This window comes from Bradyrhizobium sp. Unk1 (assembly GCF_059512345.1).
The window spans coordinates 135,250-161,436 of sequence record NZ_JCAMOP010000009.1; the positions used below are offsets into that span (position 1 = coordinate 135,250).

Consider the following 26,187-nt stretch of genomic DNA (forward strand, 5'->3'; position numbering starts at 1 on the left):
GAATGACCCGGTGTTTTGCCCGACGGCCGGGGCCGGCGGCGTGACTGGCGGCCCGCCTGTGCGGAGCGGCGGCGGCATGCCCCACCGCATCAACACCATCTCGCATGTGCAACCTCTACAGCATCACCACTAATCAAGCCGCTATCGCCGCATTGTTTCGCGTCGTCAACCGATACGTCGGCAACCTCGCACCGATGCCCGGCGTGTTTCCCGACTATCCTGCGCCGGTCGGGTCGCAAGATCGCTACGTCGCGCACCGTGCAGGATAGATGCCATCAAAACGGTGCCAGCAATGCCGCTTTAGCCACACTTACCGGTGAGGACCTGATCTTGAAACGTAGGAGAGTACGTCATGCCGCTGACCGATCAGTCGCGAAATCATGTTGGCGAACTGAACGAGAGAAAAAATTGCGAGGAATTCCAAAATCATTTCGAAAAGCCTCCGGGTTCGAAAATTCGCTGTCGTAAAACACGCCCCAGCCCGGAGACCGCAAATCTAAAACTGTTTGTTGCGGCGTAAACGCAAAATGGAACAGTTCAACGAAGAAACAATAAATCAGTTGCCTTTCGGCAACAGCATGAGGAGATTGCGGCGTTCTCGAAAACACGCTGTCATTGCCGCCGGTCGCCCACGTCGCGCCAGCATCTATCCGTACTGTTCATCGAGTGGCGGCTCGCCGCACTTGTCGGCCATCTCCTGACAGATGCAAGCGATCTCGAACATGACCCGCCCGATGCTGCGACGGATCGCAAGATCCGCCGCGCGGCGGACACCGCGCCAGGTAGGCTCGACAGTGCGGTCAGGGTGACACCGGCAATTCCCTCGATGAGCGCATCAACATCTGCCCGCCGCACCAGTTCGCGCCTGCTTCTCCATCAGCCGCAGTTGCAGCATCTCGGTCTTGCCCCTGACGTGATCAGCACCAGCGGCGATTGCCGCCACTCGCGGCAAGCATCGAAGGTAGGCAACGCGGCCTCTGGTCGAGCGGGAAGCCGTCACCCTGCCGCTGGATCACGCTTTCGGCCTCGAGCTTCCCTATGTAGGTCCGACTGCAATCGAGGTGTTGCGCCAATGCCGACGCGCTGACCGTCGCGGGCTTTCTGGGGCCGGGTCGAGGGGAAGGCTTGGCGATGGACGCGACTGTCTCGGTCGTCAGCGTCATTCCTGCTACGTCGCGCAGGATAGCCCACTTCCGCTTTCGGCGGCATAGCGGACCACGACCAGACTTACCACAGGCTAACTCGATCTCGAATGGACCAAAACCGCCGTGTCGACGTGCCTTAGGGCAAGCGAACTACTCAGAATTGGTCAGCAACTCTGTCCACTTCGTCACACGTTCGCAACAGCAAGCCACAAACTGTAATTGCGCTTGTCGTTCGCCACACTTAAGGCAATCCACGCTCTCACCGTTCGTCAGGTCATTGCTGAAGTCGCGGCTCCTCGAAGGGGGAACGATGAGTGACAGCATCAAGCGAGCCAACGTCGATACAAAAGCGCCGGAGGTCAGCGCGACAAACGCGGCAAGATATTCGGTCCGCTTGCGCAGGGGGTGAGGTTCGCGCGCATCTGGTGGCAACGGCGGCAGTAGCGGCCTTGCTCGCGGCGACATCCGCACACGCGCAAGATGCGACTTGGCTGCGCAATCCCGGCTCCGGAGATTTCAACACCGCCGGCAACTGGAACCCCGCCACAGTGCCGACCGGTATTGGCACCGCGTTCTTCGGGCAGTCCAATATCACCAGCCTGACGTTCAACTCGGGTGCCGCAAACAGCCTCGGCGGATTTACCTTCAATAATGCCTTCGCGGGGCCCTATTCGTTCCTTCTTGCTCCCTTGAGCAGCCTGACATTTACCGGCGCGGGCATCTCCAACTTTACGCCGAACGGCGTGCAAATTACCGTTTCGCCCCTCAGCAATTTGGTGTTCGCTAGCAACAGCACAGCGGGCACTTCGGTGGGCACTGCCGCCACCACAATCACCAACGGCGGCAACGTGACTTTTGCTGGCACCAGCTCGGCGGGCACCGCTACGATCGCGAACAACTTTCAGTTACTTTTCACGAACAGCAGCACGGCTGCCAACGCCACCATCACCACGAATGGTATAACGACGTTTGCGGGCAACAGCACCGGCGGCAATGCGCAATTGATCACGAATGCTGGGGCGAACCTGACTTTTGAGTTCACGGCGGGGCCAAATGGCGACAATCAGATCACAGCCGGATCGATCGCGGGCGCCGGCAATTACATACTTCCCGGTAAAACACTGACAGTTGGCAGCAACGATCTATCGACCGGGGTCAGCGGTGTGATCGTCGGCGCCGGCGGATCGCTAGTCAAGACGGGCAGTGGCACGTTGACGCTGTCCGGCACCAATACTTACACCGGCACAACGACGGTGAACGCCGGTTCGCTGTTAGTGGATGGTTCGATCGCATCATCGAGCCTGACCACTGTGAACTCAGGCGCTGCGCTCCACGGTAGCGGCACCGTAGGCCCGGCGAGCATTAACGCGGGCGGCTTCCTCGTTCCCGGTCCGGTGGGGACGCCGAGCAGCATAAACGTCGCCGGCAGCCTCGCGTTTCAATCCGGCGCGTTCTACATCGTGCAGGTAAACCCCTCGACGGCGTCGACCACCAATGTGACCGGCACCGCTTCGCTCGCGGGGACAGTGGGGGCCGTTTTTGCACCTGGGAGTTATGTCTCGCGCCAATACACCATTTTGACGGCCGCCGGCGGGCTCACCGGCACGTTCGACGCGCTCGCCACCTTCGGCTTGCCGGCCGGCTTCGGGGCGCGACTGGCCTACGTCGGCAACGACGCAATACTTAATCTCAAGGCCCAGCTCGTTCCCGATCCTAACCCGCCAATACCTATACCACCCATACCGGGTGGACCGGCGCTGCCGCCGCCCCCACCGGTCTTCACCGAGAACCAGCTCAACGTCGGCCGTGCCATCGACAACTTCTTCAACAACGGCGGTACGCTGCCGCCGGCCTTTGTGCCGCTCTTTGGCCTCGCCGGCAGCAATCTCACCAATGCCCTCGATCAGATCTCCGGAGAAGTTGCGACCGGTGCACAGACAGCCGCATTCCAACTCGGCAGCCAGTTTCTCAACCTGATGCTCGATCCGCTCGTCGACGGCCGATGCGGTGTTGGCCGCACGGACTATCCAGCGCTCGGCTTCAGGCCCGACTGCGAGCCTCGGCCGTCGGGACCAGCTCTTGCCTATGCCTCGATGTACACCAAGACACCCCCGGCGCCGGCGCCGATCTATGAGCCGCGCTGGACGGTGTGGGGTGGCGGCTATGGCGGGGGCAACAAGACCAGCGGCGATCCCGTGATCGGCAGCCATGATCTTTCGGCACGCACCGCGGGTTTCGCGGGCGGGTTCGACTACCGCCTTGCGCCCAATTCCGTGGTGGGCTTTGCAATCGCCGGTGGCGGCACCAATTGGAGCCTGTCGCACGGGCTTGGCGGTGGTAGAAGCGATGCCTTCCAGGCTGGCGTTTACGGCGCGACCCGCTGGGGCGCGGCCTATCTCGCTACGGACTTCGCCTTCACCAATCACTGGATGTCAACCGACCGCTTCGCCTTTGGCGGCGACCATCTGACGGCTGACTTCAACGCGCAGAGCTACGGCGGGCGGCTGGAAGGCGGCTATCACTTCGAGACGCCGTATGTCGGAGTTGCGCCCTATGCGGCGATCCAGGCGCAGAGCTTCCACACGCCGAGCTACGGCGAAATCGGCACCATTCCCAATGGCTTTGCCCTCGCGTTCGGTTCGCGCGATGCGACCGACACCAGGAGTGAGCTTGGTGCGCGCTTCGACCGGTCGCTGGCGCTCTATTCCAACGCCGTGCTGACGTTGCGCGGCCGGCTCGCGTGGGCGCATGACTGGGTGAGTGATCCCACCCTCATGCCGGTGTTCCAGGCGCTGCCGGGGGCGAGCTTCATCGTCAACGGGGCGATCCCCCCGAAAGATTCCGCGCTGACGTCGGTGGGTGCGGAGCTTCGGTTCGTCAACGGCATCAGCCTGCTCGCCAAGTTCGACGGCGGCTTCGCCTCGCACTCATCCACCTACGCTGGCACCGGCACGATCCGCTACAGCTGGTAACAACGGCCCGCCACTTCTCGGGCAGGGACTTCAGCTTATGGGCCCTTGCCGCCTACAAGTGGTTCGCGTCCGCCTTCAGCGGATAAGCGGTCTAGGGCCTATTGGGGCCCGGCCATCTCACCCGCGGTTCGCTTCGTCATTCAGAGATCTGAAAAGCGTCTTGTTCTGCAAGAGATTGTCTCATCCACGGCACCCGAAAATTAGTGCTGGACGCCAGGACCACACGGTTTTGCCGTACGCACGGCTCGCCGTTTCGCCGCAGTTTTTCCGGCCCTGTCGACGGAGCCGGAAACTTACAGACGAGACGAACCTGACAGCGCCGCTCATCCGGCACGAGGCCTCGGGGCTCACGGAGAGCAATCCGCCCTGCCCTTGACCTCTCGCGCCCGACGCTGCCGCGTCCACCGCAAGCCCGGCTCGCGACAGTGACGACACAAGATCGCCCCTCAAGGATGAGCCGGGATGGGTAACACATACGACAAATCCGAATTTCGGTAAAGTGGAATATTCTTGCAAGCGCGGCTTGACACCGGCGCAGCTCGGAATGACCCGGTGTTTTGCCCGACGGCCGGGCCCGGCGGCGCGCTCACGAATATCGTCCCGAACGCGACACGCTTCGGAACCCAGGTTGACGTCACGCCGTTCTTGAGCACTATCTGCGACAATTCGAGCACGCCTCGGACATAAAGGCGCGGCAATCTCAGGGCTTGTCGATCGCCCCGCCCCTGCTTCCCCGGAGTTCCCATGCATTCTGCCGACCGGCCGGCAACGCGCCTCGCGACGCGGCTCGCCTTTCTCGTCGCGGGCTTCGGCATCGCGTGCTGGGCGCCGCTGGTGCCGTTCGCCAAGACGCGGCTCGGCGTCGACGACGGCGTTCTTGGATTGCTCCTGCTCAGCCTCGGCATCGGCTCGGTCGTTGCGATGCTTCTGACCGGGGTCATGAGCGCGCGCTACGGCAGCAAGCCGATCATCATTGCGGGCGGACTCGGTCTGGCGCTGGTGCTGCCCCTGCTGGCGATCGCGAGCTCGCCTGCAACGCTGGCGCTGGCCCTGTTCGCTTTCGGCGCCGCGCTCGGCTCCATCGACGTCGCCATGAACATCCATGCGGTCGAGGTGGAGCGCGACGCGGGCCGCCCGCTGATGTCCGGCTTCCACGCGCTGTTCAGCATCGGCGGCTTCACGGGATCCGCCTTGATGACGGCGCTGCTCTCGCTGCAACTCGGCGCGCTCGCCTGCACGCTGATCTGCTCCGTGCTGATGCTGATTGCAATGCTGGCGGCCTGGCCGCGCCTGCTTCGTTCGGTGCAGGTGCTGGACGGACCGCTCTTCGTGCTGCCGCATGGCTCCGTGCTCCTGCTGGCGCTGCTCGGCGCCATCACATTCCTCGTCGAGGGCGCGATGCTCGATTGGGGCGCGCTGCTCGTCATCGGCGCGGGCCTCGTCTCGGAGGCGCAAGGCGGGATCGGCTACATCGTGTTCTCGATCGCGATGACGGCGGGGCGGCTCGGCGGCGACGCTGTCGTTGCGCGCATCGGGGATCGCACGACATTGTTCTGGGGCAGCATCATTGCGATCGCGGGCTTCGTAGTCCTGCTCACGGCGCCCGTTGCGGCGGTCGCCATCGGCGGCTTCCTGCTGATCGGCCTCGGTGCGTCGAACCTCGTGCCGGTGCTGTTCCGCCGGGCGGCCAGGCAGACTGTGATGCCCACGGGGCTCGCCGTCGCCGCCATCACGACCGCAGGCTACGCCGGCATCCTCATTGGTCCCGCCGGTGTCGGCTTCGTCGCACGGCTTGGCGGATTGCCGACAGCGTTCTGGCTGCTGGCCGCGCTGATGTGTCTCGTCGCGCTGTCGGCGCGCATCGTCACGGCAGAGGGCCGCCAAACATCGCGCGTCGAGGCCTGAGCGGCCTTACAAATTGCTCAGCCCGATCGACTTGATCACGGGCCCCAGGCTTGCCGTTGTCGCATCGACAATGCGCTGGAATTTGTCCGGGCTTGAATCGCCGTCCGGCTCCATGCCCTGCGCGCGGTAGCTTGCCTGAAGCGCCGGATCGCCCATGGCGAGACGTGTCGCCTGCGCGATCTTGTCGATGATCGCATCGTCCGTGTCCTTGGGCGCGAACAAGCCGAACCATCCCCCATATCGGATGTCGGGCATGCCGGATTCGACGGCGGTCGGGATCTCCGGCGCCCCGCTCAGCCGCGTTTCGGTGGTGACCGCCAGCAGCCTCACTTTCCCGGTTTGAGCCAGTTGCTGCAATTGAACGGACATGACGGCAATGATCAGCGAGATCTGGCCGCTGACGAGGTCGTTGGTTGCCTGCGAGATGCCCCGATACGGAACGTGGACGATATCCAGCCCGCCGGCCTGCTGCTTGAAGGATTCGCCAACCAGATGATTGCCGGTGCCGATGCCGGGTGTCCCGTAGGACAGCTTTCCCGGATTGGCTTTGGCGTAGGCGATCAGCTCGCGCAGGTCTGCGGCGGGCACCGACGGGTTGATGGCGAAGACCAATGCACTGCTGATCAGGCGGTAGATGGCTCGGAAATCGTCAACGGAATAGCCGGGATTTTTCGAGGTCAGGGGAATGATGACCTGCGTGCTGCCGTTGCCGAGCAGCAGCGAATAGCCGTCGGGCTCCTCGCGCGCGACCGTCGCAGCCCCGATCGCGCCGCCCGCACCGCCGATATATTCCACGAAGGTCGGCCCAAGCAGCGATGACATCTTGTCCACCCAGGGACGCCCGATCTGGTCCCCCGCTCCGCCGGCTCCATACGGAAGCACGAGGCGAATGGGACGAGACGGATAGTCAGCGGCTTGTCCGCTGCGCGGGATGGCCGCCAGAGCCGCTGCGCCCGATAGCGCATGAACGAATCGTCGCCGCGAGAAGGAAGCCATGTTCGAATTCCGGAAGTCGGTAGTCACTGTCGAGGCGGGACCGGCTCCCGAACCATCCAATCTCAGCAATCTGCTACCGTCGTCAATGCGCCATCCGGGTGAGAGCACCGGCGTCATCGCCTTGTCATGTCAGCATAACCCCTTATTTTTTAAGGGTTATTTCAGCGGACCGACCGACCCAAGCCATGCGCGCAGGGCTGCCAGCTTTGCCCACTGCTTTCGGCCAGTTTACTGTACGCCTCGTTCTGATAGACCAAAAAGTAATACATTTTGACTCCCGTTGCGGGGGCAATGGCGCGTGCCAGATCGTACCGAAGACTCGGCCATTTCCTTTGGGCCATTCCGACTATTTCCGAAGTCGCGGCTCTTGGAGAAGGAGGGCTCGCCGCTTCACGTCGGCGGCCGCGCGCTCGATATTCTGATCTTCCTCGCCGAGCGCCCCGGCGAAGTCATCGACAAGAGAGAGCTGGTCAAGCGCATCTGGGCCGACGTCAATGTCGACGAGGGCAGCCTGCGCTTCCACGTCGCGGCACTGCGCAAGGTGCTGGGCGATACCGGCAAGTCGGCCCGTTATGTCGTCAATGTGCCCGGCCGCGGCTACTGCTTTGTCGCCTCGCTCGCTCAGGCGGCCCCGCCGGCCGCTCAGCCCGCCGTGAACATCTCACCTCCCCGCTCCCTTCCCTCGCCGCTCTCCAAAATGGTCGGACGGGAGGAGATCGTCGAGAAGATATCGAACGGGCTTTCATTGCATCGCTTCATGACGGTGGTCGGCCCCGGCGGCATCGGCAAGACCGCCGTCGCCGTCACCGTCGGGCATCGCAGATCGGCGGATTTCGGCGGGCGCGTATTCTTCGTCGACTTCGGTCCGCTGAGGGATGCCAGCCACATCGCGACCACCATCGCCTCCGCACTGGGACTGACCATCAGCGCGGAGGATCCGACGCCGGCCCTGCTGACATTTCTGAAGACCGGCCCAGCCCTGCTGATCTTCGACAGCTGCGAGCATGTGCTGGATGCGTTGGCACCGCTCGTCGAGCGCATCGTTCGCGACGCACCGCAGCTCCGCGTTCTCGCAACCAGCCGCGAATCGTTCCGGAGCGATGGCGAACGGATTTTCCGCCTGTTCCCGCTGGATTGCCCGCCGGAGCGCGAGGACCTTGATGTCGCCGAGGTCCTCGCTTACCCCGCGGCCCAGCTCTTCGTCGAGCGCATTGCGCAGAGCTCGGGTCCGTTCCAGCTCAGCGCGGAAGAGGCACCGCTCGTCGCGAGCATTTGCCGGCGCCTCGACGGCATCGCGCTCGCGATCGAGCTCGCGGCCGGCCGTGTCAATGCGTATGGCATTGCCGGCACGGCGTCGCTGCTCGACAGCCGCTTCTCGTTGCAGTGGCGGGGTCGGCGCACCGCCGTGCCACGACACCAGACGCTCGCCGCGGCGCTCGACTGGAGCTACGATCTGCTACCTCCCGCCGAGAGTGCCACGCTGCGACGCCTGTCGGTCTTTGCCGGGCCCTTCGCGCCGGAGGCGGCTGCCGCGGTGGCCGCCGGCGACGGCCTTGGCGCGTCCGAAACGCTGGAGGCGATCGACAGCCTCGTCACCAAATCGCTGATCTCGCCATCCGCCTCGCGAACGCTGCGCTATCGCCTGCTCGACACCACACGCACCTATGCGCATGGAAAGCTGAACGAGCTCGGTGAGACCAGTCAGTTCGCGCGGCGTCATGCAGAGCATTTCCGCGACTTCTTCGAGCGCGCGGAGGCCGATACATCGACGTTGCTGCCGGAATGGCTGAGCATCTATGGCGCGGAGCTGGACAATGTGCGCGCCGCATTGAACTGGGCCTTCGGGCCCGACGGCGACGCCGCACTCGGGATCGCGCTGACGGCGGCTGCCGTCACGCTGTGGGTCCGCCTGTCCCTGTTCGCCGAATGCCGCGAGCGCGCCAAGACGGCGCTCACCGCGCTCGGCGACAGCGGCGGCGACGATCGCATTCGCATGCAACTCCTATCGGCGCTCGGCTGGTCGCTGATGTATGGCGAGGGCCGCGCCCGCGAGGCGCGTCCGATCCTCGAGACGACCCTGGAGCTGGCTGACAGACTCGACGACAAGGACTTCAGGCTGCGCGCGCTCTGGGGCTTGTGCATCGACCAGTTCAACAACGGACAGTTCGGCAAGGCCCGTGCGCTCGCCGACCGGTTTGCGAATGCAGCGGCGAACTCGTCGGACAGGACCGACCTCATGCTGGGCGACCGGCTGATGGCGGTGGCGCTGCATTATCTCGGCGATCAGAACGACGCACGGCTGCGCATCGAGCGCGTGAACGCGTCGCTGCATGTGCTGGCGGAGAAGCCGAAGATCTTCCCGCTCGACCTCAGGATATCGACGCAATATTTCCGGGCCCGCATCCTGTGGCTTCAGGGCCTCGCCGATCAGGCGCAGGCGCTCGCCGCCCGAAACATCGAGGAAGGTCGCGCCAACGGCCACGCGCTGACTTTCTGCAGCGTGCTGGGGCAAGCCGCTTGCCCGATCGCCTTCTGGTCCGGCGATTTCGAAGCCGCGGAGCGCCACGGCATTGAGCTGCTCGAACACACCGAGCGCCACGCCATCCGGCTGTGGGGCCTGTGGGCACGGGCCTTCAACGCGGCGGTCGTCGTAAGGCGTGGCGACGTCGCAACCGGCCTGCCGCTGCTGCGTGAAGAGCTCAATCGTGCCGGCGATGCGCGTTTCCTGCCGCGCTTTCTTCCGCTGCTCGGCGAACTCGCCGCGTGTTCCGGCGAGGCCCACCAGGTCGACCGTGGCCTCGACGTGATCGAGGACGTCCTGACCCGCTGCAACGACCGGCAGGAGCTGTGGTATCTGCCGGAACTGATCCGCATCAAGGGCGAGTTATTGCTCAAGAGCCCGCGGCATGCGGGGGACGCCGAGGCGCGCTTTCGCGAGGCCATGCACATTGCCAACCAGCAGGGCGCGCGATTCTGGGAACTGCGCGGTGCGATCAGCCTCGCGCGGTTCATGATCGGAGCCGGCCAGAATGCAGAGGCCCTGGCAATTCTCGAACGTGCATGCGGGCCGTTCAGCGAGGGCGACGGCATCGCCGATATCCGCAGCGCACGCGATTTGATCGCGCAACTCCGGACTTGACGAGGCCGGCCGAAGGCCTTCGTACCACGCCACTCGCTTCATCCTGCCCGCGGAATGAATCCGGGCACGCCGGTCTCGATCACTGTGTTGAACCGGACATTCGTCGTGATGTGGTCCCGCATCTCCCGCATGGCGTCTTCAGGCAGCGTCGAAATATCGAGATTTTCCTCGATCCGACGAGGATTGGTCGAGGTCGTCAGGAAAGCCGTGCCGCGCTGGACGGCCCAGGCCAGGGCGACCTGGGCCGGCGTCTTGTGCAGGCGCTCCGCGATGGCGGTGATCACGGGGTCAGCGAGGAGGTTCGGCTTCATGGCGTGTCCCAGCGCGGCAAACGCCTGCAGGACAATTCCATGCTCGCGACAGAAGTCGAGCAGCTCCAATTCGGGCAGGTACGGATGCGATTCGACCTGCACCATGGCGGGCCTGATCCGCGCGACCTCGACGATCTCGCGCAGCTTCTCCAAGGTGATGTCCGACAGCCCGATCGACTTGCAGTGCCCCTCGTCGACGAGGCGCTCCAGCGCCCCCCATGTCTCCGCCAACGTCACGCCTGAATCATAGATCACCTGGCCACTCGCGTCCCTCGGGTCCTGCTCGTCGCCGGGTTGAAAGGCAAAGGGGGTATGGATGATGTAGCAGTCGATCTCGTCGAGTTGGAGCCGCCGGCGACCGGCGTCGAAGGCGGGCCTGACCCGCTCCGGCCGATGATTGGTGTTCCATAGCTTCGTCGTAACGAACAGGTCCTGGCGCTGAAGCGTGCCCGCCTTGAACGCATCCTGCATCGCATCGCCGACGGCCGCTTCGTTGCGATAGCGCTCGGCACAATCGAGATGTCGAAATCCGGCCTCCAATGCAGCCCTGGTGGCCTGCCGGGTCACGTGCGGATCCGGAATGAGCGTGCCAAATCCGACTGCGGGAATCGTCACGGCCTCATGCGTGGGAATTCTCGTGTAACGAAGTGAATCGGAGGTCGTCATGGTGATACTCCTTGTTGACTGCTGGCCGCGCGATGCGGACGAAGCGATCGAGGTTGCGGACACATTTCACGACTCTCCGGCGTTAGCCGACGGGACGCGGCTTACGAAGAAAGAACACCAGCGGGATCACGACGAGCATGGCGAACATCAGGATCTCGAACTGATCGATGACCGCGACCGTGGCCGCCTGGCGCGTGACCATGCCGTTGAGGGCGGCAAGGCCTGGCTTCCCGATCGGGCCCGCGACATTCGCCGCGACACGATAAGGCGTGAGATGCTTGGCGAGCGCGACATGCACGGCCTGGGTGTTGGCATAAAAGAAGAGCTGGACCACCGCGATGCCGATGGTGCTGCCATAGAGGCGCGACAGGTTGATCAGCGCACCGCCTTCAGGGCGAAGCTTCGGATCGAGCGTTCCGAACGCGGCCCTCACGAGCGCCGGCAACAACATTCCGAGACCGGCGCCCTGGAGAAAACCTGCTTCGACGACCGGCCGCCAATCCATCGTCGGCGAATAACCGAGCATCAGCCAGTTGGCATAGACCACCAGCGCCATTCCTCCCATGAGGAACGGCCGGTAGTCGACCTGCCCCGGAACCAGGCTGGTCAGCACCAGCGCTCCCACCAGCGCCACGCCGCGTGGAATGGTCATGTAGCCGGTGGTGTCGACAGGGTAGTTGAGCAACTCCTCCAGCATCGGGGAGGTCAACGCCAATGTCGGCAGCAAGACGAAGCCGAGCGCGAAGGAGATCACCGTCGAGAGGACGAGATTGCGATCCCTGAACAGCGCCGTGCGGAGAAACTGTTCCTTCTTCGTCAGAACGTGCACAATGAAGAGATAGAAGCCCAGGACCGAGGCGATCGCTTCGACCCAGATCTCCGTCGAGGCGAACCATTCGAGGCGCTCGCCGCGATCCAGCAGCATCTGCAGCCCGATCATGCCGGCGGAGAAGGTCGTTAGGCCGAAGACGTCGAAGGGCTGGCTCCGCTCTGCCCGCTTCTCGCCCAGCAGCAGGGCCATCGTCAGGGCGATGAAGGCCGTCATGGGCAGGCTGACATAGAAGGTCGACGGCCAGCCGTAATATTCGCTGAGCCAGCCACCAAGAGCGGGGCCGGTGCTGATGCCGAGCAGCGAACAGACCGTCAATGCCAGGCCCATGCGCGCTTGCCGCGCCGCCGGCGTCGCCTCGAGCAGAATCGCCATTGAGAGCGGCGCAAGTGGTCCGCTCGCCGCGCCCTGGAGAATCCGCGCCAGCACGAACTGGATCGACGTCGTCGCCAGCGTGTCGAGGACAAGACCAAGCGTGAAGACGGCAAGGGCTGTCTGATAGACCGCCTTGCGGCCGTAGCGTCCCGCGAGCCATTGCGTGATCGACATGGTCACGGCGCTTGCAGCGATATACGAGGAGAACACCCAGCCGACCTCGTCATTGGCCATCGAGAGCGTGGCCTGGATGTGCGGCAGCGCGGCGTTCGGTATCGAAATGTTGACGGCCTGCATGTAGGTCGCCATCAGGGCGGCCGCCGAGATTGCATGATGACCGCCGGTCGCGGTCGATGGGAGGGGCGTACTCATTTCATTTGACCTCCGTCGCAAGCGCAGCCTGGAGCAGATGCAGCCAGTTGCGACGATGGCCGGTGTCGACCCGCGCCGTCACGCTGATGCCGGAGAACAGTGGCCGGGTCGGATCGGGATCGTCGAGCTCGAGGCGCACCGGCAGCCGCTGGACGACCTTGACCCAGTTCCCGGTCGCATTCTCCGGTGGCAGGATCGAGAAGTCCGACCCGGTGCCGGGACTCATGCTGACGATATGCGCCTTGAATTTTCGATCCGGATAGGCGTCGACGTCGATCGTCGCCTCCTGGCCCGGCCGCATGTGGGTCAGGCCCGTCTCACGAAAATTCGCCTCGATCCAGACGTCCCGGCTCGACATCAGTGAGAACGTGGGCGCGCCTGCGTTGACGAAACCACCGATTTGCAGATCGTCGACCTTGGTCACGATACCGTCGTCGGGAGCCCTCACCGTGGCGTAGGAGAGATCGAGCCGCGCGCGATCGAGCTGCGCCCTGGCCGCGCGGACTGTCGGATGGCGGTCGACATCGATATCGGGATCGCCGTTGAGCGCGACGACCGTATTGGCGATCTGCTGTTCGATCGATGCCATCCGATGGCGCGCGACCTTGAGATCGGTCTCGGCCCGCTCGTAGACCGCGCGCGGCGTGAAGTCGGAGGCGACCAGCATTCTCTTGCGGTCGAACTCGCGCTCGTCGAAAGAGGCCGAGTCCTTCGCCGATTGCAGTTCCGCCTGCTGCTGGCGGTAGGTCGCCTTGAGGGAGTCGATCTGGAGCCGCGCGCTGCCGAGCCGGGCCTCGGCCTGATCGACGGCGATCTGGTAGGGCTCCGGGTCAATTCGAAACAGGACCTGGCCCTGCCGGACACGCTCATTGTCGCGCACGGCGATCTCGACCGCCTGGCCCGACACCCGCGCATTGATGGTGACTTTCGCGGCGCGCACGAACGCATCGTCGGTCGAGACATATTGTTCCTGCGCCAGATACATAAAGGCGCCGAACACGGCAGCCGCGGCCGGCACCACCAGCATCAGGGGCCGGCGCAGCCGCCTCGCAAGATCCGCTCCGAACAACGGCGCCGCAGCTTCGCTCCCGCGGAAGCTGCGATCGCCCAGCCAGCCGGCGATTGGCGCAAAGTTCAAACCCATCGTCCGCGTCCTCATCTCATTTAATAACGTTCGTTACAAATATTGTACCCCGATGTGAGGATCAAGCCGCGCGACCATTGATTTTTATAACGATCCATACAAATATACGTGTGGAACATGGCAACCAGGTTCGGACGACATGGCACGGAAAAAGAGCGAGACGGGCCCGGCGCGCCGGGGACGGCCACCCGCCTACGACACTGAGACGGCCCTCAAGCGGGCCACGGAAACGTTCTGGAGGACGGGCTATTCCGGCACGTCCCTGGACAAGGTCGCGGCCGCGACCGGCATGAGCCCACCGAGCCTCTACGCGGTGTTCGGCAACAAGCACGCGCTCTATCTCGAGGCCTTGGCGCGCTATTGGGAGATCAGCCTCGCGGCAACGCGCGAGGCTCTCGCAGGGGACCATCCCTTGGACGAAGCGCTGATGCTGGCCTATGACGCGGCGCTGTCGATCTACTTTTCCGGCAAGGGATCAGCGCGCGGCTGCTTCGTGGTCGGTACCGCGGTGACCGAAGTCGCCGAGGATGCGGCGATCCGCAGCAGCGTTGCGACGGGACTGCGCGCGATCGATGCCGATTTCGAGGCCCGCTTTCGCCTGGCGCAGGACAAGGGCGAGCTGGATCGCGAGGCCGATCCGGCTGCACTCGCGATCCTTGCCGCCGCCACGATGCAGACGATCGCCATCCGCGCCCGCGCCGGCGCACGCCGCGCCGAGCTGGGGGAGATTGCCCGCAAGGCGGTGACTGTGATCTGCCGACGCCGGCCGCAGGCGCATTAAGCCGCGAGGAATGCTCGTGGTCGTACGATGAGGGGAGTTCGCACATTTGCACTCCTCGTCAAAAGGCCCTCGGCGGCCGTACGCGACAAACCGGCTAGCCTCCCACCGCGGCCGCGCGCCTTGGCAGCTTCCAGTCGGGCCGGATGAAGTGGCAGGTGTAGCCATCGGGATAGCGCTCGAGATAATCCTGATGCTCCGGCTCGGCTTCCCAGAACTCAGCTGCGGGCGCAACCTCGGTCACCACCTTGCCGGGCCAGAGACCTGACGCCTCGACATCGGCGATGGTGTCTTCGGCCACTCTCTTCTGCTCGTCGCTGGTATAGAAAATTGCCGAGCGGTAGCTCGTGCCCCGATCATTGCCCTGGCGGTCGAGCGTGGTGGGATCATGGATCTGAAAGAAGAACTCCAGCATGGTCCGGAAGCTCGTCTTCGCGGGATTGAAGATGATCTCGATCGCCTCGGCGTGGCCCTCGTGATTGCGATAGGTGGCGTTCTTCACCTGCCCGCCAGTGTAACCGACACGGGTGGAGATCACCCCCGGTTGCCTGCGGATCAGATCCTGCATGCCCCAGAAACAGCCTCCGGCCAAAACTGCGCGCTCTGTCGTCATCTGATACTCCATTCGTTTCGTCGAGATAGTCAGCGCTTGTCCGCTGCCGGATGCAAGCGCGGGTCATCATGGTCATCGTGATATTCGAGGCCCAGCGGCCCGATGGCGGAGACCTGTGTGACGTATTCGCCGGACTTCGCCCAGTGAAAATGCCAGGTCTCGCCGGGCAGCACGATGACGCTGCCCGGCGGATAGGCTTTCACCTGGTCGCCATCAAACCGCTCGCCGAGCCCGATGTAGAACACACCCGACATGACCGTGTAGATGCGGTCCTCCGGATGCTTGTGCGGCATCAATTTTGTGCCACCGGGGACCTTCACCCGGACCACGTAAGGTCCGGGTTCGCTGGGATGGCCGACCATCACGGCCAGCCGCGCGCCCGGCGGGAACGCAGGGAACGGTTGCCAAGCGATGTCCTCGGGCAAAATCGCCCGGAACCTGTCTTCGTCCGGCTGATGCTGGCGAGGCAGATCTTGACGAGACAGATCTTGGCGGGACATGGCACCGCTCCCTGTGTTCGATCAGGTCAATTTGGCGTCGAGCGTGATCGCGGCGTTGAGCACCTTCGACACCGGACAGTTCTTCTCGGCCTCGCCGGCGATCTTGGCGAAACCTGCGTCATCAAGGTTCGGCACCTTGGCGCGAAGCGTCAGTGCCGACTTGCTGATCTTGAAGCCCTTGCCTTCCGGCTCGAGCGTGATGGCGGCTTCCGTCGACAGCTCGTCCGGCGTGAAGCCGGCGAGCTGAAGGCCGAAGGCCAGCGCCATGGTAAAGCAACCGGCATGGGCCGCAGCGATCAACTCCTCGGGATTGGTGCCCTTCTCGTTCTCGAAGCGGGTCTTGAACGAATAGGGCGTCCCGGCGAGCACGCCGGATTCGCTCGACAGATGACCGGTGCCGTCGCGACCGGTGCCCTTCCAGACTGCTGTTGCCTTGCGGATCATCTCAATTCTCCTTGTTGGTTTTCAGGTTGGTTTTTGGCACCGGCGCTCGGTAGCGGAGGAAAGCGACATTGGCACGACCGCCTGTCACCCCTCCAACCGGCCGAACGCCACAGCGGTTCCGTTAGCCGCTGATTTGACCCACATGGAAGCCCAACCGGTTCTCGACGTCGCCGGCGCGGTGGAAGCCGCGCGCCATCAACGCCTTGATACGGGTTTGGCTGGCGGGACGGCCGAGCGCGGCCAGGAACGCGTCCCACTCCGGCTTGATCTCGTCATCCGGTGGCAGGCTCGCAACATCGACGAGACGCTTGGTCTCGGCGATGGCCTCCTTGTCGAACGACGCGATGCGCATGGCGAGCGCCTCGACGAAGCCGTCGAGCTCGGCATCCGGCAGCGAACGGTTCACGTAGCCGTAACGCTCGGCGAGATCGCCGTGGATGTCATCGGCACCGAGCAACACTTCGAGCGCACGGCCTCGGCCCATCAGCCGCGGCAACCGCGCCATCGGCCCGCCGCCGGGCACGAGTCCCGCGCCGACCTCCCATTGCGACAGGATCGCCTTCTCGCGGCTGGCAAAGCGCATGTCGCTCGCCAGCGCGAGCTCGCTGCCGACCCCGGTGGCACGGCCCCGGATCGAGGCAATGGAGACGACCGGCGCGCGGCTGAGGCGCACCAGCATGTCGGGCAGCGCCTCAAGGCCGGTCGGCCCGGGTGGAACGCGAAGCGAGTCCTCAAGCGGCGCCAGGAAGTCGTAATGCGTGATGAAGAAGCCTTCGACGGCGCTGGCGAATACGACCACCTTCACATCCGGATCGGTCTCGATCGCGGTGATGATGTCGTTGAGCAGTGGAAGGTGTTTTGGGCCGAAGATGTTCACCGGCGGCATGTCGAAGGTGACGCGCCAGTATGTCGGCAGGCGGCGCTCCAGACGAATGTCCTCGGTGGTGAAGATCTGTACGGGGCGGTCCATTGTTGGCACTCCTGATATGTGTGTTCGAAAAGGGAACGCACGGCAGCGCGCGTCCCCTGCTCGGTTCAGATCGACTGGCGCAGCGGGCGGAACGCGGTGCGCATTTCCGCAGAGAACAGCGCGGGCTGCTCCCAGGCCGCGAAGTGGCCGCCCTTGTCGAGGCGGTTGTAGTGCATCAGCTTCGGATAGGCCTTCTCGGCCCAGCTGCGCGGCGCGGCATAGATCTCGTCAGGGAACACGCTGACGGCGACCGGGATCTTGATGTGCTTGGGCGCGAAGAACACCAGCTTGTTCTCCCAGTAGAGCCGCGCCGACGAGACCGCGGTGTTGGTGAGCCAGTACAGCGTGATGTTGTCGATCACGTCGTCCCGCGACAGGCCCTCGGTCTTGCCGTCGAACACCCGCGCAATCATCGCAGCACTGCGTGCGTCGTGATCAAGCATCCAGGACGCAAGGCCGGCCGGCGAATCGACGAGGCCATAGAGCGTCTGCGGCCGGTTCGACATCTCGATCGCATAGCCGAGGCCATGCCTGTAGAAATCATCGAGCTGGTCGTAGGCAATGCGCTCGTCGGCCGAGAGGTTCGACGGCCGCGTCCCGCCCGGCTGAAGCGCCTTGGCGATGTCGTCGGGAACGGTGGCGGGCATGTTGGTGTGAATGCCGAGCAGCTCCGGCGGTGCGATCACCGCCATCTGCTCGGTAACGGCATTGCCCCAATCGCCGCCCTGCGCCACGTAGCGGTTGTAGCCGAGGCGTTGCATCAACACGATCCAGGCACGCGCGATACGCTGCGGATCCCAGCCGAGCTCCGTCGGCTTGCCGGAGAAGCCGTGGCCCGGAAGCGAGGGGATCACCAGGTCGAATGCATCCGCAGCCTTCGCACCATGCGCGGTGGGATCGGTGAGCGGGCCGACGATCTTCATCTGCTCGATGATCGAGCCGGGCCAGCCGTGCGTGACGACCATCGGCAGCGCGTTCTCGTGGCGGGAGCGGATGTGAATGAAGTGGATGTCGACGCCGTCGATCTCGGTGACGAATTGCGGCAAGGCGTTCAGCCGCGCTTCCATCTTGCGCCAGTCGTAGTCGTTCTGCCAGTACCGCACGAGCTGCTGGAGCGTCGTGAGCTGCACGCCCTGCGATTGGTCGGCGACGATCTCACGATCCGGCCAGCGTGTCGCTGCGAGGCGGCGGCGGAGGTCAAGCAGATCTTCCTCGGGCACGCTGACTCGGAACGGACGGATGGCGCCGCTTGCAGCGGCCTTTGCCGGACGCAGCGGCAGCAGGCTCGCCACGCTGGCGGCGACCGCGGTCATTGCGGCCTGGCTCAGCAATTGACGGCGGTCGGGATTGAGAATGTCGGCTCGTGCTTGCGTGGTCATGTCGGATCTCCCTTGCTCTGGTCGGTGACGCCAACCGAATTCGAAATCGACGCGTTGTTTCGTCGTGAACAGAGATTGGCGCAGGTCCTGGCAATTTGCTCGTTATCGGTTGTTAGGCTGCGTTAGCCGTTGCGAGTCCGGGGGATGCAAGAGAGAGAGAGAGAGAGAGAGAGAGAGAGAGCGAGCGACGATGACGATACGCGCGATGCAGAAGCGACACGGCGCGCGACGAGTTCAGCCGGCGCGCGCCCTGTCAGTGAATTCAAGAGATGAGTTCACTACAACTCAGGAGGGCAGCGGTTGACCGGCCTGCTCGCGGACGATGTAGTCGGCGTACCAGTCCGCCCAGTTCTCGTCGTGTCCGCCGGTACGCTTCTCGTGCTCACCATGCGCGACAGCGGCACGCCGCAGGGTTGCGGCCAGATCGGCCGTCGAGGCAAACGTCGTGCCGTCACCCGCGATGCGTCCAGGCAGTCGCGTCGTGACCTCCTGGAACAGCCAGCCATTGCCGTCGGGATCGCTGAACGAGGCAAACGAGCTGTAGCTGCCGCGCTTCGGGTCAACACCGCTGACCCGGACGCTGCCGAACAGATACGGCTCGTCCGGACCGGCGTGAACGTCGCCCGCACCATGGAATGGTTCGCTCACCACGATGCCGCGGTCGAGCAGCTCCTGTCGCGCGGCCGCCAGATCGGAGACGATCAGGTACAGCCCGCGCGCCGAACCTGGCGCTGCCGGTGTGACGTTCTTGCCGAAGATTACCGAACAGGCCGACCCCGGCGGCGTGAACTGGATCACGCGCCATTCGTCACCTGAGGCAAAATCGGCGTCCAATCGCCAGCCGAGGCGTGTGTAGAACGCCTTGGCGCGGTCGACATCCGACACGGGGATGACGACGATCTCGAGCTTCAGATCAACGCTACGCGATGTCGAAGACGTATTCGGAGACCTCGCCGCGGCGTCGCGGTCGATTTCGGTGGTGGCCATGTCGAACTCCCTGAGTTGAAATTGAAGCGAGCTTCAAGCGGCAGCGGGCATCACGATCGTCACGCGCGTGCCGCCCCGGCCCGCCTCGCCCTGCAACCGCGCGTCGATACTGCGTGCGAGCCCTTCAAGGATGCGGCTGCCGGTGCCCTGAAGCGGACCGGTCGCGCCGATGCCGTTGTCAGCCACCGTGCAGAGCCAGGCGTCGTCGCGGTTGGCCATTTCGATGCGGATCAGCGCATCGTTCTTGTTTGGGAAGGCATGTTTGGCTGCATTCGTGACCAGCTCCGTCAGCATCAAGGCCAGCCGATGACACTGCGATGCCGGCAGCGCCCCGCTCTCGATCGCTGCCTCGCAGCGGATCCCGGCCGGTTCCAGCACTGCCTCGGAGAGCGCCTCGCACAGGTTTTCGAAGAAGGCCTCGACGGAGACGGCGGTCAGGCTGTCACTATCGGACAAAAGCTGATAGAGCCTACCGAACGCGACGATGCGTTGCTCGAACCGGTCCACCGCGCCCGACATATCCCTGGTGCCCGGCCGCGAGAAGTCGCGGCGGACTGACGCACCCAGCAGCGTCAGGGTGTTCTTCATCCGATGGTGGGATTCTCGCAGCACGAGTTCCCAATCACGCGACTGATCATCAGGGCTGGCAATGTGTTGAGAACGAAAGAAATGGTCGCTCGTCTCCAAGCCGATAGCGGACATGATAGCCTCCCCGTTGGACCTAGGACCTAACTCGAAGCGTATACTGGATGCGTCGCGCGCGTTTTGCTCGTTAGACGTTGCAAGATTTTGTTATGATCGGCGGCATCACAAGTTGGCGGCCAGACTGTCCTCTCGACGGTCAAGCACGCTGACGGGTCGTCCCGTTCGCTTCGCAAGCCGCTCGCGTTTAAGCGAAATTTGTCACGCATAGTCCTTGTGTGGCCGGCTGATTTGCCGCGCGATTTCGCCACTTTCGACCAGTTTACTCATGACCTCGTTCTGCTAGATCAGGATGCGGACAACAGCCCCTTCACTGGATTCATTGGCGCGTGGTGGACACTAACGACCAGGATGCGGCGATTTCCTTCGGGCCATTCCGGCTGTACGCGAGGTCGCGCCTGCTCGAGAAGGACGGCGCTCCGCTTCACCTCGGCGGCCGCGCACTCGACATCCTCATTTTTCTCGTCGAGCGCGCCGGCGAGGTCATCGACAAGCGTGAGTTGATCAAGCGCGTCTGGGCCGACGTGACGGTCGATGAAGGCAGCCTGCGCTTCCACATCACGACGCTACGCAAGGCCCTGGGCGATGCCGGCGAAGGCTCCCGCTATGTCGTCAATGTGCCCGGCCGTGGCTATTGCTTCACGGGCCCGCTGGTCCGGTCCGAATCGTCGGAGACGCGGACAGGCCCGGCCGTCCCGTCGCCTCACATACTCCCCCCGCCGCTTGCCAGGATGATTGGACGGGACGACGCGGTCGAGCGGATTTCCACCGAGCTTGCGCAGCATCGCTTCGTGACAATTGTCGGCCCCGGCGGGATTGGTAAGACTTCCGTCGCGCTCGCCGTCGCGCATCGCGAACTCCAGGCCTTCGACGGACAGGTCGACTTCGTTGATTTCGGCGCGCTGACGGATGCCAGGCTCGTTCCAAGCACCATCGCCACCACGCTCGGCCTGACCGTCAATTCCGAGGACCCAATGCCGGGCCTGCTGACGGTCCTGCGCAACCGTCGGATGCTGCTGATCTTCGACAGCTGCGAGCACATCATCGACGAGCTCGCGCCCCTGGCCGAGCACATCGTCCAGGAAGCGCCCGAGCTGCATATTCTCGCGACCAGCCGCGAATCCTTTCGCACCGAAGGCGAACGCGTCCACCGGTTGTTTCCGCTGGACTGCCCGCCCCAGCGCGACGGGCTCGGCATCGCCGACATCCTTGCCTATCCCGCAAGCCAGCTCTTCGTGGAACGCATTGCCGAGAGCCTGGGCGAATTCGAACTGAGTGAGGAGGATGCACCGCTTGTCGCCGAGATCTGCCGGCGACTGGACGGCATCGCGCTCGCGATCGAGCTCGCCGCCGGACGCGTGAACGCCTATGGGATTGCCGGGACCGCCTCGCTGCTCGACAGCCGCTTCTCGCTGCTGTGGCGGGGGCGCCGCACCGCGATCCCGCGGCACCAGACCCTGAGCGCCGCGCTCGCCTGGAGCTATGATTTGTTGCCGGCAGCCGAAAGCGCGACGCTGCGCGGATTGTCGGTGTTCGTCGGGCCATTCACGATGGAGGCCGCGCTCGCCGTTGCGTCCAGCCAGGGCATCAGCGAGCCCGAGGCGGTCGAGGCGATCTCGAACCTGCTCTCCAAATCGCTGATCGCAACCTCGCCTGCGGAGCGGCGGCTGCGCTATCGTCTGCTCGACACCACCCGCGCCTTCGTCGGCGCGAAGCTCGTCGAGAACGGCGAAGCGCCCCGTGTCGCGCGCGCTCACGCCGAATATTTCCGCGACTTCCTGCGCGACATCGCGCTCAAATCCACGGGCATGCAGACCGCGGGCGGCTTCCTTCCCTATGCCGACCATTTGCCCAATGTCAGGGCCGCGCTGACCTGGAGCTTTTCGGATGGCGCCGACCGGACGATCGGCGTGGATCTGGCGGCTTCGGCGGCCCAGTTTTTCCTCGAACTGACATTGCTGACGGAGTGCTATCGCTGGACGCAGCAGGCGCTGGTCTCTCTCGATACGAATTCGATCGACCGCCGCCAGGAGATGACGTTGCAGGCCGCGCTCGGCGTCTCCGTGATGTTCACGCAGGGCAATACCGAAGCGGTCCGGTCGGCGTTCACACGCAGTCTTCAGCTTGCGCGGGATCTCGAGGATCTGCACTGGCAGCTCTGGCTGCTGCGCGGATTGCACATCTACCTGACCAGGGTCGGGGATTTTCATGGCGCGCTCGGCACCGGCGAGCAGGGCGAGAGCGTTGCACGCAAGCTGAATGATCCAGCCGCCGCGCTGAACGTGGAATGGATGCTGGGCGTCGCGCACCATCTGATCGGCAATCAGGACAAGGCCGTGCAGTTCTGTGAGAGCGCGATGGTGCACAATCCCGGCTCGCAGCGGCTGAACATCGGGCATCTCGGTTATGACGACCGCATCGTCGCGCTGGTCGCGCTGGCGCGCGGGCTCTGGCTCACCGGCCGGCCCGATCGCGCGATCGAGGCGGCGAGATATACCGTTCGCGAGGCCGAACTGCTGGAACAACCGCTCACCCTCGGCATCTCCCTGATCTGGACGATCTACGTGTTCCTCTGGGTCGGCGACTGGGCCAATGCCGAAATCCTGATCGAACGACTGATCGACCATTCGGCGCGGCACTTCCTCGGTCCCTATCACGCCGTCGGCATCGGCCAGAAGGGCGAGCTCATGCTTCGCCGCGGCGACATCGCGGGCGGGATAGAGCATCTTCGCCGCAGCCAGGCCACGCTGTACGCGACGCGGCACCGGATCATGACGACGGTATTTGCGACGGCATTGGCGGAGGGCCTCGTGGCGGAAAACCAGCCGGACGAGGCCCTGCGCACGATCAATGAGGCCATTGCGCAGATTCCAGATCATGGCGAATCCTTCGACATGCCGGAGATGCTCAGGGTCAAGGGCGACATCCTCGTCCGGTCAGGCAACGCCGCGGAGGCCGAGCGCTGCTTCCGGAAATCGCTCGATCTGTCGCGCCGGCAGTGCGCGCTCGGCTGGGAGCTGCGGGGGGCGATCAGCCTCGGCCGGCTCCGGCACCAGGCCGGACAAGCGGGCGAAGCACGCGCCCTGCTCGCCCCGCTCGTCGCGCGGTACCAGGAAGGCCTCCAGACCCGTGATCTCGTGGCGGCCAGGGATCTCCTGAGCGCGCTGAATTGACAGTATCTTCAACGGGATACCGCCCAAGCACCTGCTCGCAACTCCTAACAACTTCTAACATGCCAAGCCGCATCCGCCCCGCCATGGTGGCGGCACTTCACGGTGGATATGGCGGGACATGGCGCTCCTTGACGATGTGATTGATGCCAGCGGCGGGATGGCCCGCTGGAATAGCTTGAACCGATTCACGCTCCACCTTTCCGTCGGCGGCTCGTTGTTCTCCAGCGCCGGACATGCCAGCGAATTCAAGGACGTGACGGCGGAGGGCTCGACCCGCGCCCAGTCGGTCCGCTTCACCGGCATCACCGGGGGTGAACACTCCGGCTGCTTTCAGCCCGACGCGATCACGATCGAGAGCCTCGAGGGTGAGGTGCTGCGCACCTGGAATAACCCGAGCCTTGCATTTCCCGAGACCGGCTCGCCTGCGCTCGCGGACGAACTGCACCTCGTCTTCTTCTGCGGCGTTGCGATCTGGAACTATCTGACCAACCCATTTCTGCTCGCCCATCCCGACGTCGTCACGGAGGAGCTTCCGCCGTGGCGCGAAAACGCTGACACGTGGCGGCGGCTGCGCGCGCAGTTTCCGCCGAACCTGATCACGCTCGCGCCCGAGCAGATCTTCTACTTCGACGAGAACGCGCTGCAACGGCGGACGGATCACGATCTGTTCGGAACCAAGGTCGCACATTATTCCTGGGCCCATGACAGCTTCGGCGGCATCGTCGTGCCCACATTGCGGCGAGCGCAGACGCTGCGGCCTGATGGAAGCGTGATCGCCAAGCCCGTGCTGATGGACGTCGAGATATTCGACGCGGTGTTCGAGTAGCGGTGGCGACGCGCGAGAGCTGGAACCGTTGCTCTCAACGCCTAACAATACATAACGAGCTAACACGCGGCCTTGGGTGCAGGATCGGGCTCACGAGCAACGAACAAGTGTCGTGCTCGAACGAGACCGAGACCGTCGCACCTCCACCACGAGGGGATGCGTCATTACAGCGAACGCACTCAAGGAGATCGTCATGAAGATTCTTATGGTTCTCACCTCCCACGACCAGCTCGGCAATACCGGACGCAAGACCGGGTTCTGGCTCGAGGAGCTCGCCGCCCCCTACTACGTGTTCAAGGATTCCGGCGCGGAGATCACACTCGCTTCGCCCAAGGGCGGCCGGCCGCCCCTCGATCCAAAGAGCAACGAGCCCGAGTTCCGCACCGACCTGACGCTGCGCTTCGAGGCGGACGCTGCCGCTGAAGCCCAGCTCGACAAGACGGTGCGCCTCGACAGCGTCAAGCAGGAAGACTTCGACACGCTGTTCTATCCCGGCGGTCATGGCCCGATGTGGGACCTCGCCGAAGACAAGAACTCGGTCAAGCTGATCGAATCCTTCCTCGCCGCCGGCAAGACCATCGCGGTGGTGTGCCACTCGACCGGCGCGCTGCGCCACGTCAAGACGCCCGATGGCAAGCCTTTGGTCGAGGGCAAGGAAGTCACCGGCTTCACCAACGGCGAGGAAGAGGACGTGGGCCTGACCAATGTCGTGCCGTTCCTGGTCGAGGACGAGATGTTGAAGCTGGGCGCGGTCTTCTCGAAAACGGCGAACTGGGGCGTACACGTCGTCAGCGCGGGCCAACTCATCACGGGACAGAATCCGCACTCCTCGGGCCCGGCCGCGCAGACGCTGCTCGCCGCCTTGAAGGGCAAGCCGCTGGCGAGGGCTTCGTAAATCCTGGATGCCACATCTCGAGAGGCGCCTACGATGACGCCTCTCGACGCCACGGTATCCCTCAGAGAGGCCACGATCATGAATTGGCTTACCTTCGCCCTCTCGGCCGCGCTGGCCTGCGTGACCGTGCAGGCCTCGGCACAGGATCTGCGGTCGAGCCGACGCTCGATCAGTTATCACACGATCGATATCGGGGGTCTCAACATCTTCTACCGCGAGGCCGGGCCCGCCGATGCGCCGACCGTGCTGCTGCTTCATGGTTTCCCATCCTCGTCGCGGATGTGGGAACCCCTGCTGCCACTGCTCGCCGACAAATATCACCTGATCGCGCCTGATTATCCCGGCTTCGGCAACAGCAGCGAGCCGCCGCCGTCCGACTTCACCTACACTTTTGACAACATCGCCGGCGTGATGGGCGAGCTGACGAACAAGCTCGGCCTGACCAACTACGTGCTGTTCATGCAGGACTATGGCGGCCCGGTCGGCTTCCGCATGGCGCTGGCGCATCCAGAGCGCGTTCGCGCCATCATGATCCAGAATGCCGTCTCGCATGAACAGGGACTGAGCCCGCTCTGGGAAGCGCGTCGCAAGTACTGGGCTGATCCGGCGCATGAGCTCGAGGCGCTCAAGGCCAACTTCACATCCTTGGCCGCGACGCGCCAGCGGCACCTCGGCTCCAGCCCGCACCCCGAGCGCTACGACCCTGACACCTGGACCGACGAATACGCATTCCTGACGCGTCCGGGGCAGGCCGAGATCCAGACCGCGCTGTTCCTGGATTACCGGACCAACGTCGCCTCCTATCCGAAATGGCAGGAGTGGCTGCGCAAGGCGCGGCCGCGGACGCTGGTGGTCTGGGGCAAATACGATCCGTCATTCACCGTCGCCGGCGCTTCGGCCTATCGCGACGATGTGCCGGATGCGGCGGTCCACATCCTCGAAGCCGGCCATTTCGCGCTCGACGAGGCGACCGACGAGATCGCTACGCTGGTCCGCGACTTCCTTGCGCGTCTGGACGGGCACAAGGGCTGACGGCGACTTGCACACTGCACCGACCACAGGAGGC

Annotated in this window: 20 protein-coding genes and 1 pseudogene; 10 read left to right on the forward strand and 11 right to left on the reverse strand. The window is 64.2% G+C overall.

What is annotated here, in order from left to right; genetic code table 11:
* Positions 1–104 precede the first annotated feature (104 nt).
* The 4 genes and pseudogenes from AC5ZFO_RS13900 to AC5ZFO_RS13915 all read left to right on the forward strand — a co-directional run.
* Positions 105–230: pseudogene (locus AC5ZFO_RS13900) on the forward strand (SOS response-associated peptidase); the annotation flags it as partial.
* Positions 231–352: 122 nt separating this feature from the next.
* On the forward strand, positions 353–520 hold the full coding sequence (locus tag AC5ZFO_RS13905) for a hypothetical protein (RefSeq protein WP_282523894.1): 168 nt from the start codon (positions 353–355) through the stop codon (positions 518–520).
* Between the two features lie 1,074 nt (positions 521–1,594).
* A complete protein-coding gene (locus AC5ZFO_RS13910) occupies positions 1,595–4,117 on the forward strand; it encodes an autotransporter outer membrane beta-barrel domain-containing protein (RefSeq protein WP_282523895.1) in 2,523 nt (840 codons plus the stop codon).
* A gap of 744 nt (positions 4,118–4,861) precedes the next feature.
* The gene (locus AC5ZFO_RS13915) at positions 4,862–6,022 is read left to right on the forward strand and encodes an MFS transporter (RefSeq protein ID WP_282523896.1); all 1,161 of its coding nucleotides are present in this window, start codon (positions 4,862–4,864) and stop codon (positions 6,020–6,022) included.
* Between the two features lie 6 nt (positions 6,023–6,028).
* Here AC5ZFO_RS13915 and AC5ZFO_RS13920 read toward each other — a convergent pair whose 3' ends face one another.
* Complete coding sequence (locus tag AC5ZFO_RS13920; protein ID WP_282523897.1) at positions 6,029–7,018, reverse strand: Bug family tripartite tricarboxylate transporter substrate binding protein; 990 nt, start codon at positions 7,016–7,018, stop codon at positions 6,029–6,031.
* Positions 7,019–7,316: 298 nt separating this feature from the next.
* Between AC5ZFO_RS13920 and AC5ZFO_RS13925 the strand changes: the two genes are divergently transcribed.
* On the forward strand, positions 7,317–10,157 hold the full coding sequence (locus tag AC5ZFO_RS13925) for an ATP-binding protein (RefSeq protein ID WP_282523898.1): 2,841 nt from the start codon (positions 7,317–7,319) through the stop codon (positions 10,155–10,157).
* Between the two features lie 38 nt (positions 10,158–10,195).
* On the opposite strand, the gene AC5ZFO_RS13930 is transcribed toward AC5ZFO_RS13925, so the two are convergent.
* The 3 genes from AC5ZFO_RS13930 to AC5ZFO_RS13940 form a co-directional block, all read right to left on the reverse strand.
* Entirely contained in the window at positions 10,196–11,134 is a 939-nt protein-coding gene (locus tag AC5ZFO_RS13930; protein ID WP_282523899.1) for an aldo/keto reductase, read from the reverse strand.
* An 82-nt stretch (positions 11,135–11,216) separates the two neighbouring features.
* Positions 11,217–12,710: an MDR family MFS transporter gene (locus AC5ZFO_RS13935; RefSeq protein WP_282523900.1), complete on the reverse strand. Its 1,494-nt coding sequence runs from the start codon at positions 12,708–12,710 to the stop codon at positions 11,217–11,219.
* Between the two features lies 1 nt (position 12,711).
* Positions 12,712–13,854, reverse strand: a complete 1,143-nt coding sequence (locus tag AC5ZFO_RS13940; RefSeq protein WP_282523901.1) for an HlyD family secretion protein — start codon at positions 13,852–13,854, stop codon at positions 12,712–12,714.
* 139 nt (positions 13,855–13,993) lie between these two features.
* Between AC5ZFO_RS13940 and AC5ZFO_RS13945 the strand changes: the two genes are divergently transcribed.
* Complete coding sequence (locus tag AC5ZFO_RS13945; protein ID WP_282523902.1) at positions 13,994–14,635, forward strand: TetR/AcrR family transcriptional regulator; 642 nt, start codon at positions 13,994–13,996, stop codon at positions 14,633–14,635.
* A 94-nt stretch (positions 14,636–14,729) separates the two neighbouring features.
* Here AC5ZFO_RS13945 and msrA read toward each other — a convergent pair whose 3' ends face one another.
* The 7 genes from msrA to AC5ZFO_RS13980 form a co-directional block, all read right to left on the reverse strand.
* The gene (gene msrA, locus AC5ZFO_RS13950; RefSeq protein WP_282523903.1) at positions 14,730–15,245 is read right to left on the reverse strand and encodes a peptide-methionine (S)-S-oxide reductase MsrA; all 516 of its coding nucleotides are present in this window, start codon (positions 15,243–15,245) and stop codon (positions 14,730–14,732) included.
* Between the two features lie 29 nt (positions 15,246–15,274).
* Positions 15,275–15,745, reverse strand: coding sequence for a cupin domain-containing protein (locus AC5ZFO_RS13955; RefSeq protein WP_282523904.1), 471 nt, complete (start codon positions 15,743–15,745; stop codon positions 15,275–15,277).
* Positions 15,746–15,766: 21 nt separating this feature from the next.
* The gene (locus tag AC5ZFO_RS13960) at positions 15,767–16,189 is read right to left on the reverse strand and encodes an OsmC family protein (protein WP_014493564.1); all 423 of its coding nucleotides are present in this window, start codon (positions 16,187–16,189) and stop codon (positions 15,767–15,769) included.
* Positions 16,190–16,310: 121 nt separating this feature from the next.
* On the reverse strand, positions 16,311–17,159 hold the full coding sequence (locus AC5ZFO_RS13965; RefSeq protein ID WP_282523905.1) for an enoyl-CoA hydratase/isomerase family protein: 849 nt from the start codon (positions 17,157–17,159) through the stop codon (positions 16,311–16,313).
* Positions 17,160–17,224: 65 nt separating this feature from the next.
* A complete protein-coding gene (locus tag AC5ZFO_RS13970) occupies positions 17,225–18,538 on the reverse strand; it encodes an epoxide hydrolase family protein (protein ID WP_282523906.1) in 1,314 nt (437 codons plus the stop codon).
* A gap of 285 nt (positions 18,539–18,823) precedes the next feature.
* A complete protein-coding gene (locus AC5ZFO_RS13975; RefSeq protein WP_282523907.1) occupies positions 18,824–19,525 on the reverse strand; it encodes a VOC family protein in 702 nt (233 codons plus the stop codon).
* A 33-nt stretch (positions 19,526–19,558) separates the two neighbouring features.
* Positions 19,559–20,227 (reverse strand): sensor histidine kinase, encoded by a 669-nt coding sequence (locus AC5ZFO_RS13980; RefSeq protein ID WP_282523908.1) that lies wholly within the window; start codon positions 20,225–20,227, stop codon positions 19,559–19,561.
* 329 nt (positions 20,228–20,556) lie between these two features.
* On the opposite strand from AC5ZFO_RS13980, the gene AC5ZFO_RS13985 reads away from it, so the two are divergent.
* From AC5ZFO_RS13985 to AC5ZFO_RS14000, 4 genes are all read left to right on the forward strand, one after another.
* Positions 20,557–23,400 (forward strand): ATP-binding protein, encoded by a 2,844-nt coding sequence (locus AC5ZFO_RS13985; protein WP_282523909.1) that lies wholly within the window; start codon positions 20,557–20,559, stop codon positions 23,398–23,400.
* 118 nt (positions 23,401–23,518) lie between these two features.
* Positions 23,519–24,226, forward strand: coding sequence for a hypothetical protein (locus AC5ZFO_RS13990; RefSeq protein ID WP_282523910.1), 708 nt, complete (start codon positions 23,519–23,521; stop codon positions 24,224–24,226).
* Between the two features lie 193 nt (positions 24,227–24,419).
* On the forward strand, positions 24,420–25,121 hold the full coding sequence (locus AC5ZFO_RS13995) for a type 1 glutamine amidotransferase domain-containing protein (RefSeq protein ID WP_282523911.1): 702 nt from the start codon (positions 24,420–24,422) through the stop codon (positions 25,119–25,121).
* A 78-nt stretch (positions 25,122–25,199) separates the two neighbouring features.
* Positions 25,200–26,153 carry an alpha/beta fold hydrolase gene (locus tag AC5ZFO_RS14000; RefSeq protein ID WP_282523912.1) on the forward strand — a complete coding sequence of 318 codons (954 nt, stop codon included), beginning with the start codon at positions 25,200–25,202 and terminating at the stop codon, positions 26,151–26,153.
* Positions 26,154–26,187 lie beyond the last annotated feature (34 nt).

Coding starts and splice junctions, on each gene's coding strand:
- AC5ZFO_RS13905 (WP_282523894.1), top strand. CDS start 353: ATGCCGCTGACCGATCAGTCGCGAAATCATGTTGGCGAACTGAACGAG.
- AC5ZFO_RS13915 (WP_282523896.1), top strand. CDS start 4,862: ATGCATTCTGCCGACCGGCCGGCAACGCGCCTCGCGACGCGGCTCGCC.
- AC5ZFO_RS13920 (WP_282523897.1), bottom strand. CDS start 7,018: ATGGCTTCCTTCTCGCGGCGACGATTCGTTCATGCGCTATCGGGCGCA.
- AC5ZFO_RS13930 (WP_282523899.1), bottom strand. CDS start 11,134: ATGACGACCTCCGATTCACTTCGTTACACGAGAATTCCCACGCATGAG.
- AC5ZFO_RS13935 (WP_282523900.1), bottom strand. CDS start 12,710: ATGAGTACGCCCCTCCCATCGACCGCGACCGGCGGTCATCATGCAATC.
- AC5ZFO_RS13940 (WP_282523901.1), bottom strand. CDS start 13,854: ATGGGTTTGAACTTTGCGCCAATCGCCGGCTGGCTGGGCGATCGCAGC.
- AC5ZFO_RS13945 (WP_282523902.1), top strand. CDS start 13,994: ATGGCACGGAAAAAGAGCGAGACGGGCCCGGCGCGCCGGGGACGGCCA.
- msrA (WP_282523903.1), bottom strand. CDS start 15,245: ATGACGACAGAGCGCGCAGTTTTGGCCGGAGGCTGTTTCTGGGGCATG.
- AC5ZFO_RS13955 (WP_282523904.1), bottom strand. CDS start 15,745: ATGTCCCGCCAAGATCTGTCTCGTCAAGATCTGCCTCGCCAGCATCAG.
- AC5ZFO_RS13960 (WP_014493564.1), bottom strand. CDS start 16,189: ATGATCCGCAAGGCAACAGCAGTCTGGAAGGGCACCGGTCGCGACGGC.
- AC5ZFO_RS13965 (WP_282523905.1), bottom strand. CDS start 17,159: ATGGACCGCCCCGTACAGATCTTCACCACCGAGGACATTCGTCTGGAG.
- AC5ZFO_RS13970 (WP_282523906.1), bottom strand. CDS start 18,538: ATGACCACGCAAGCACGAGCCGACATTCTCAATCCCGACCGCCGTCAA.
- AC5ZFO_RS13975 (WP_282523907.1), bottom strand. CDS start 19,525: ATGGCCACCACCGAAATCGACCGCGACGCCGCGGCGAGGTCTCCGAAT.
- AC5ZFO_RS13980 (WP_282523908.1), bottom strand. CDS start 20,227: ATGTCCGCTATCGGCTTGGAGACGAGCGACCATTTCTTTCGTTCTCAA.
- AC5ZFO_RS13990 (WP_282523910.1), top strand. CDS start 23,519: ATGGCGCTCCTTGACGATGTGATTGATGCCAGCGGCGGGATGGCCCGC.
- AC5ZFO_RS13995 (WP_282523911.1), top strand. CDS start 24,420: ATGAAGATTCTTATGGTTCTCACCTCCCACGACCAGCTCGGCAATACC.
- AC5ZFO_RS14000 (WP_282523912.1), top strand. CDS start 25,200: ATGAATTGGCTTACCTTCGCCCTCTCGGCCGCGCTGGCCTGCGTGACC.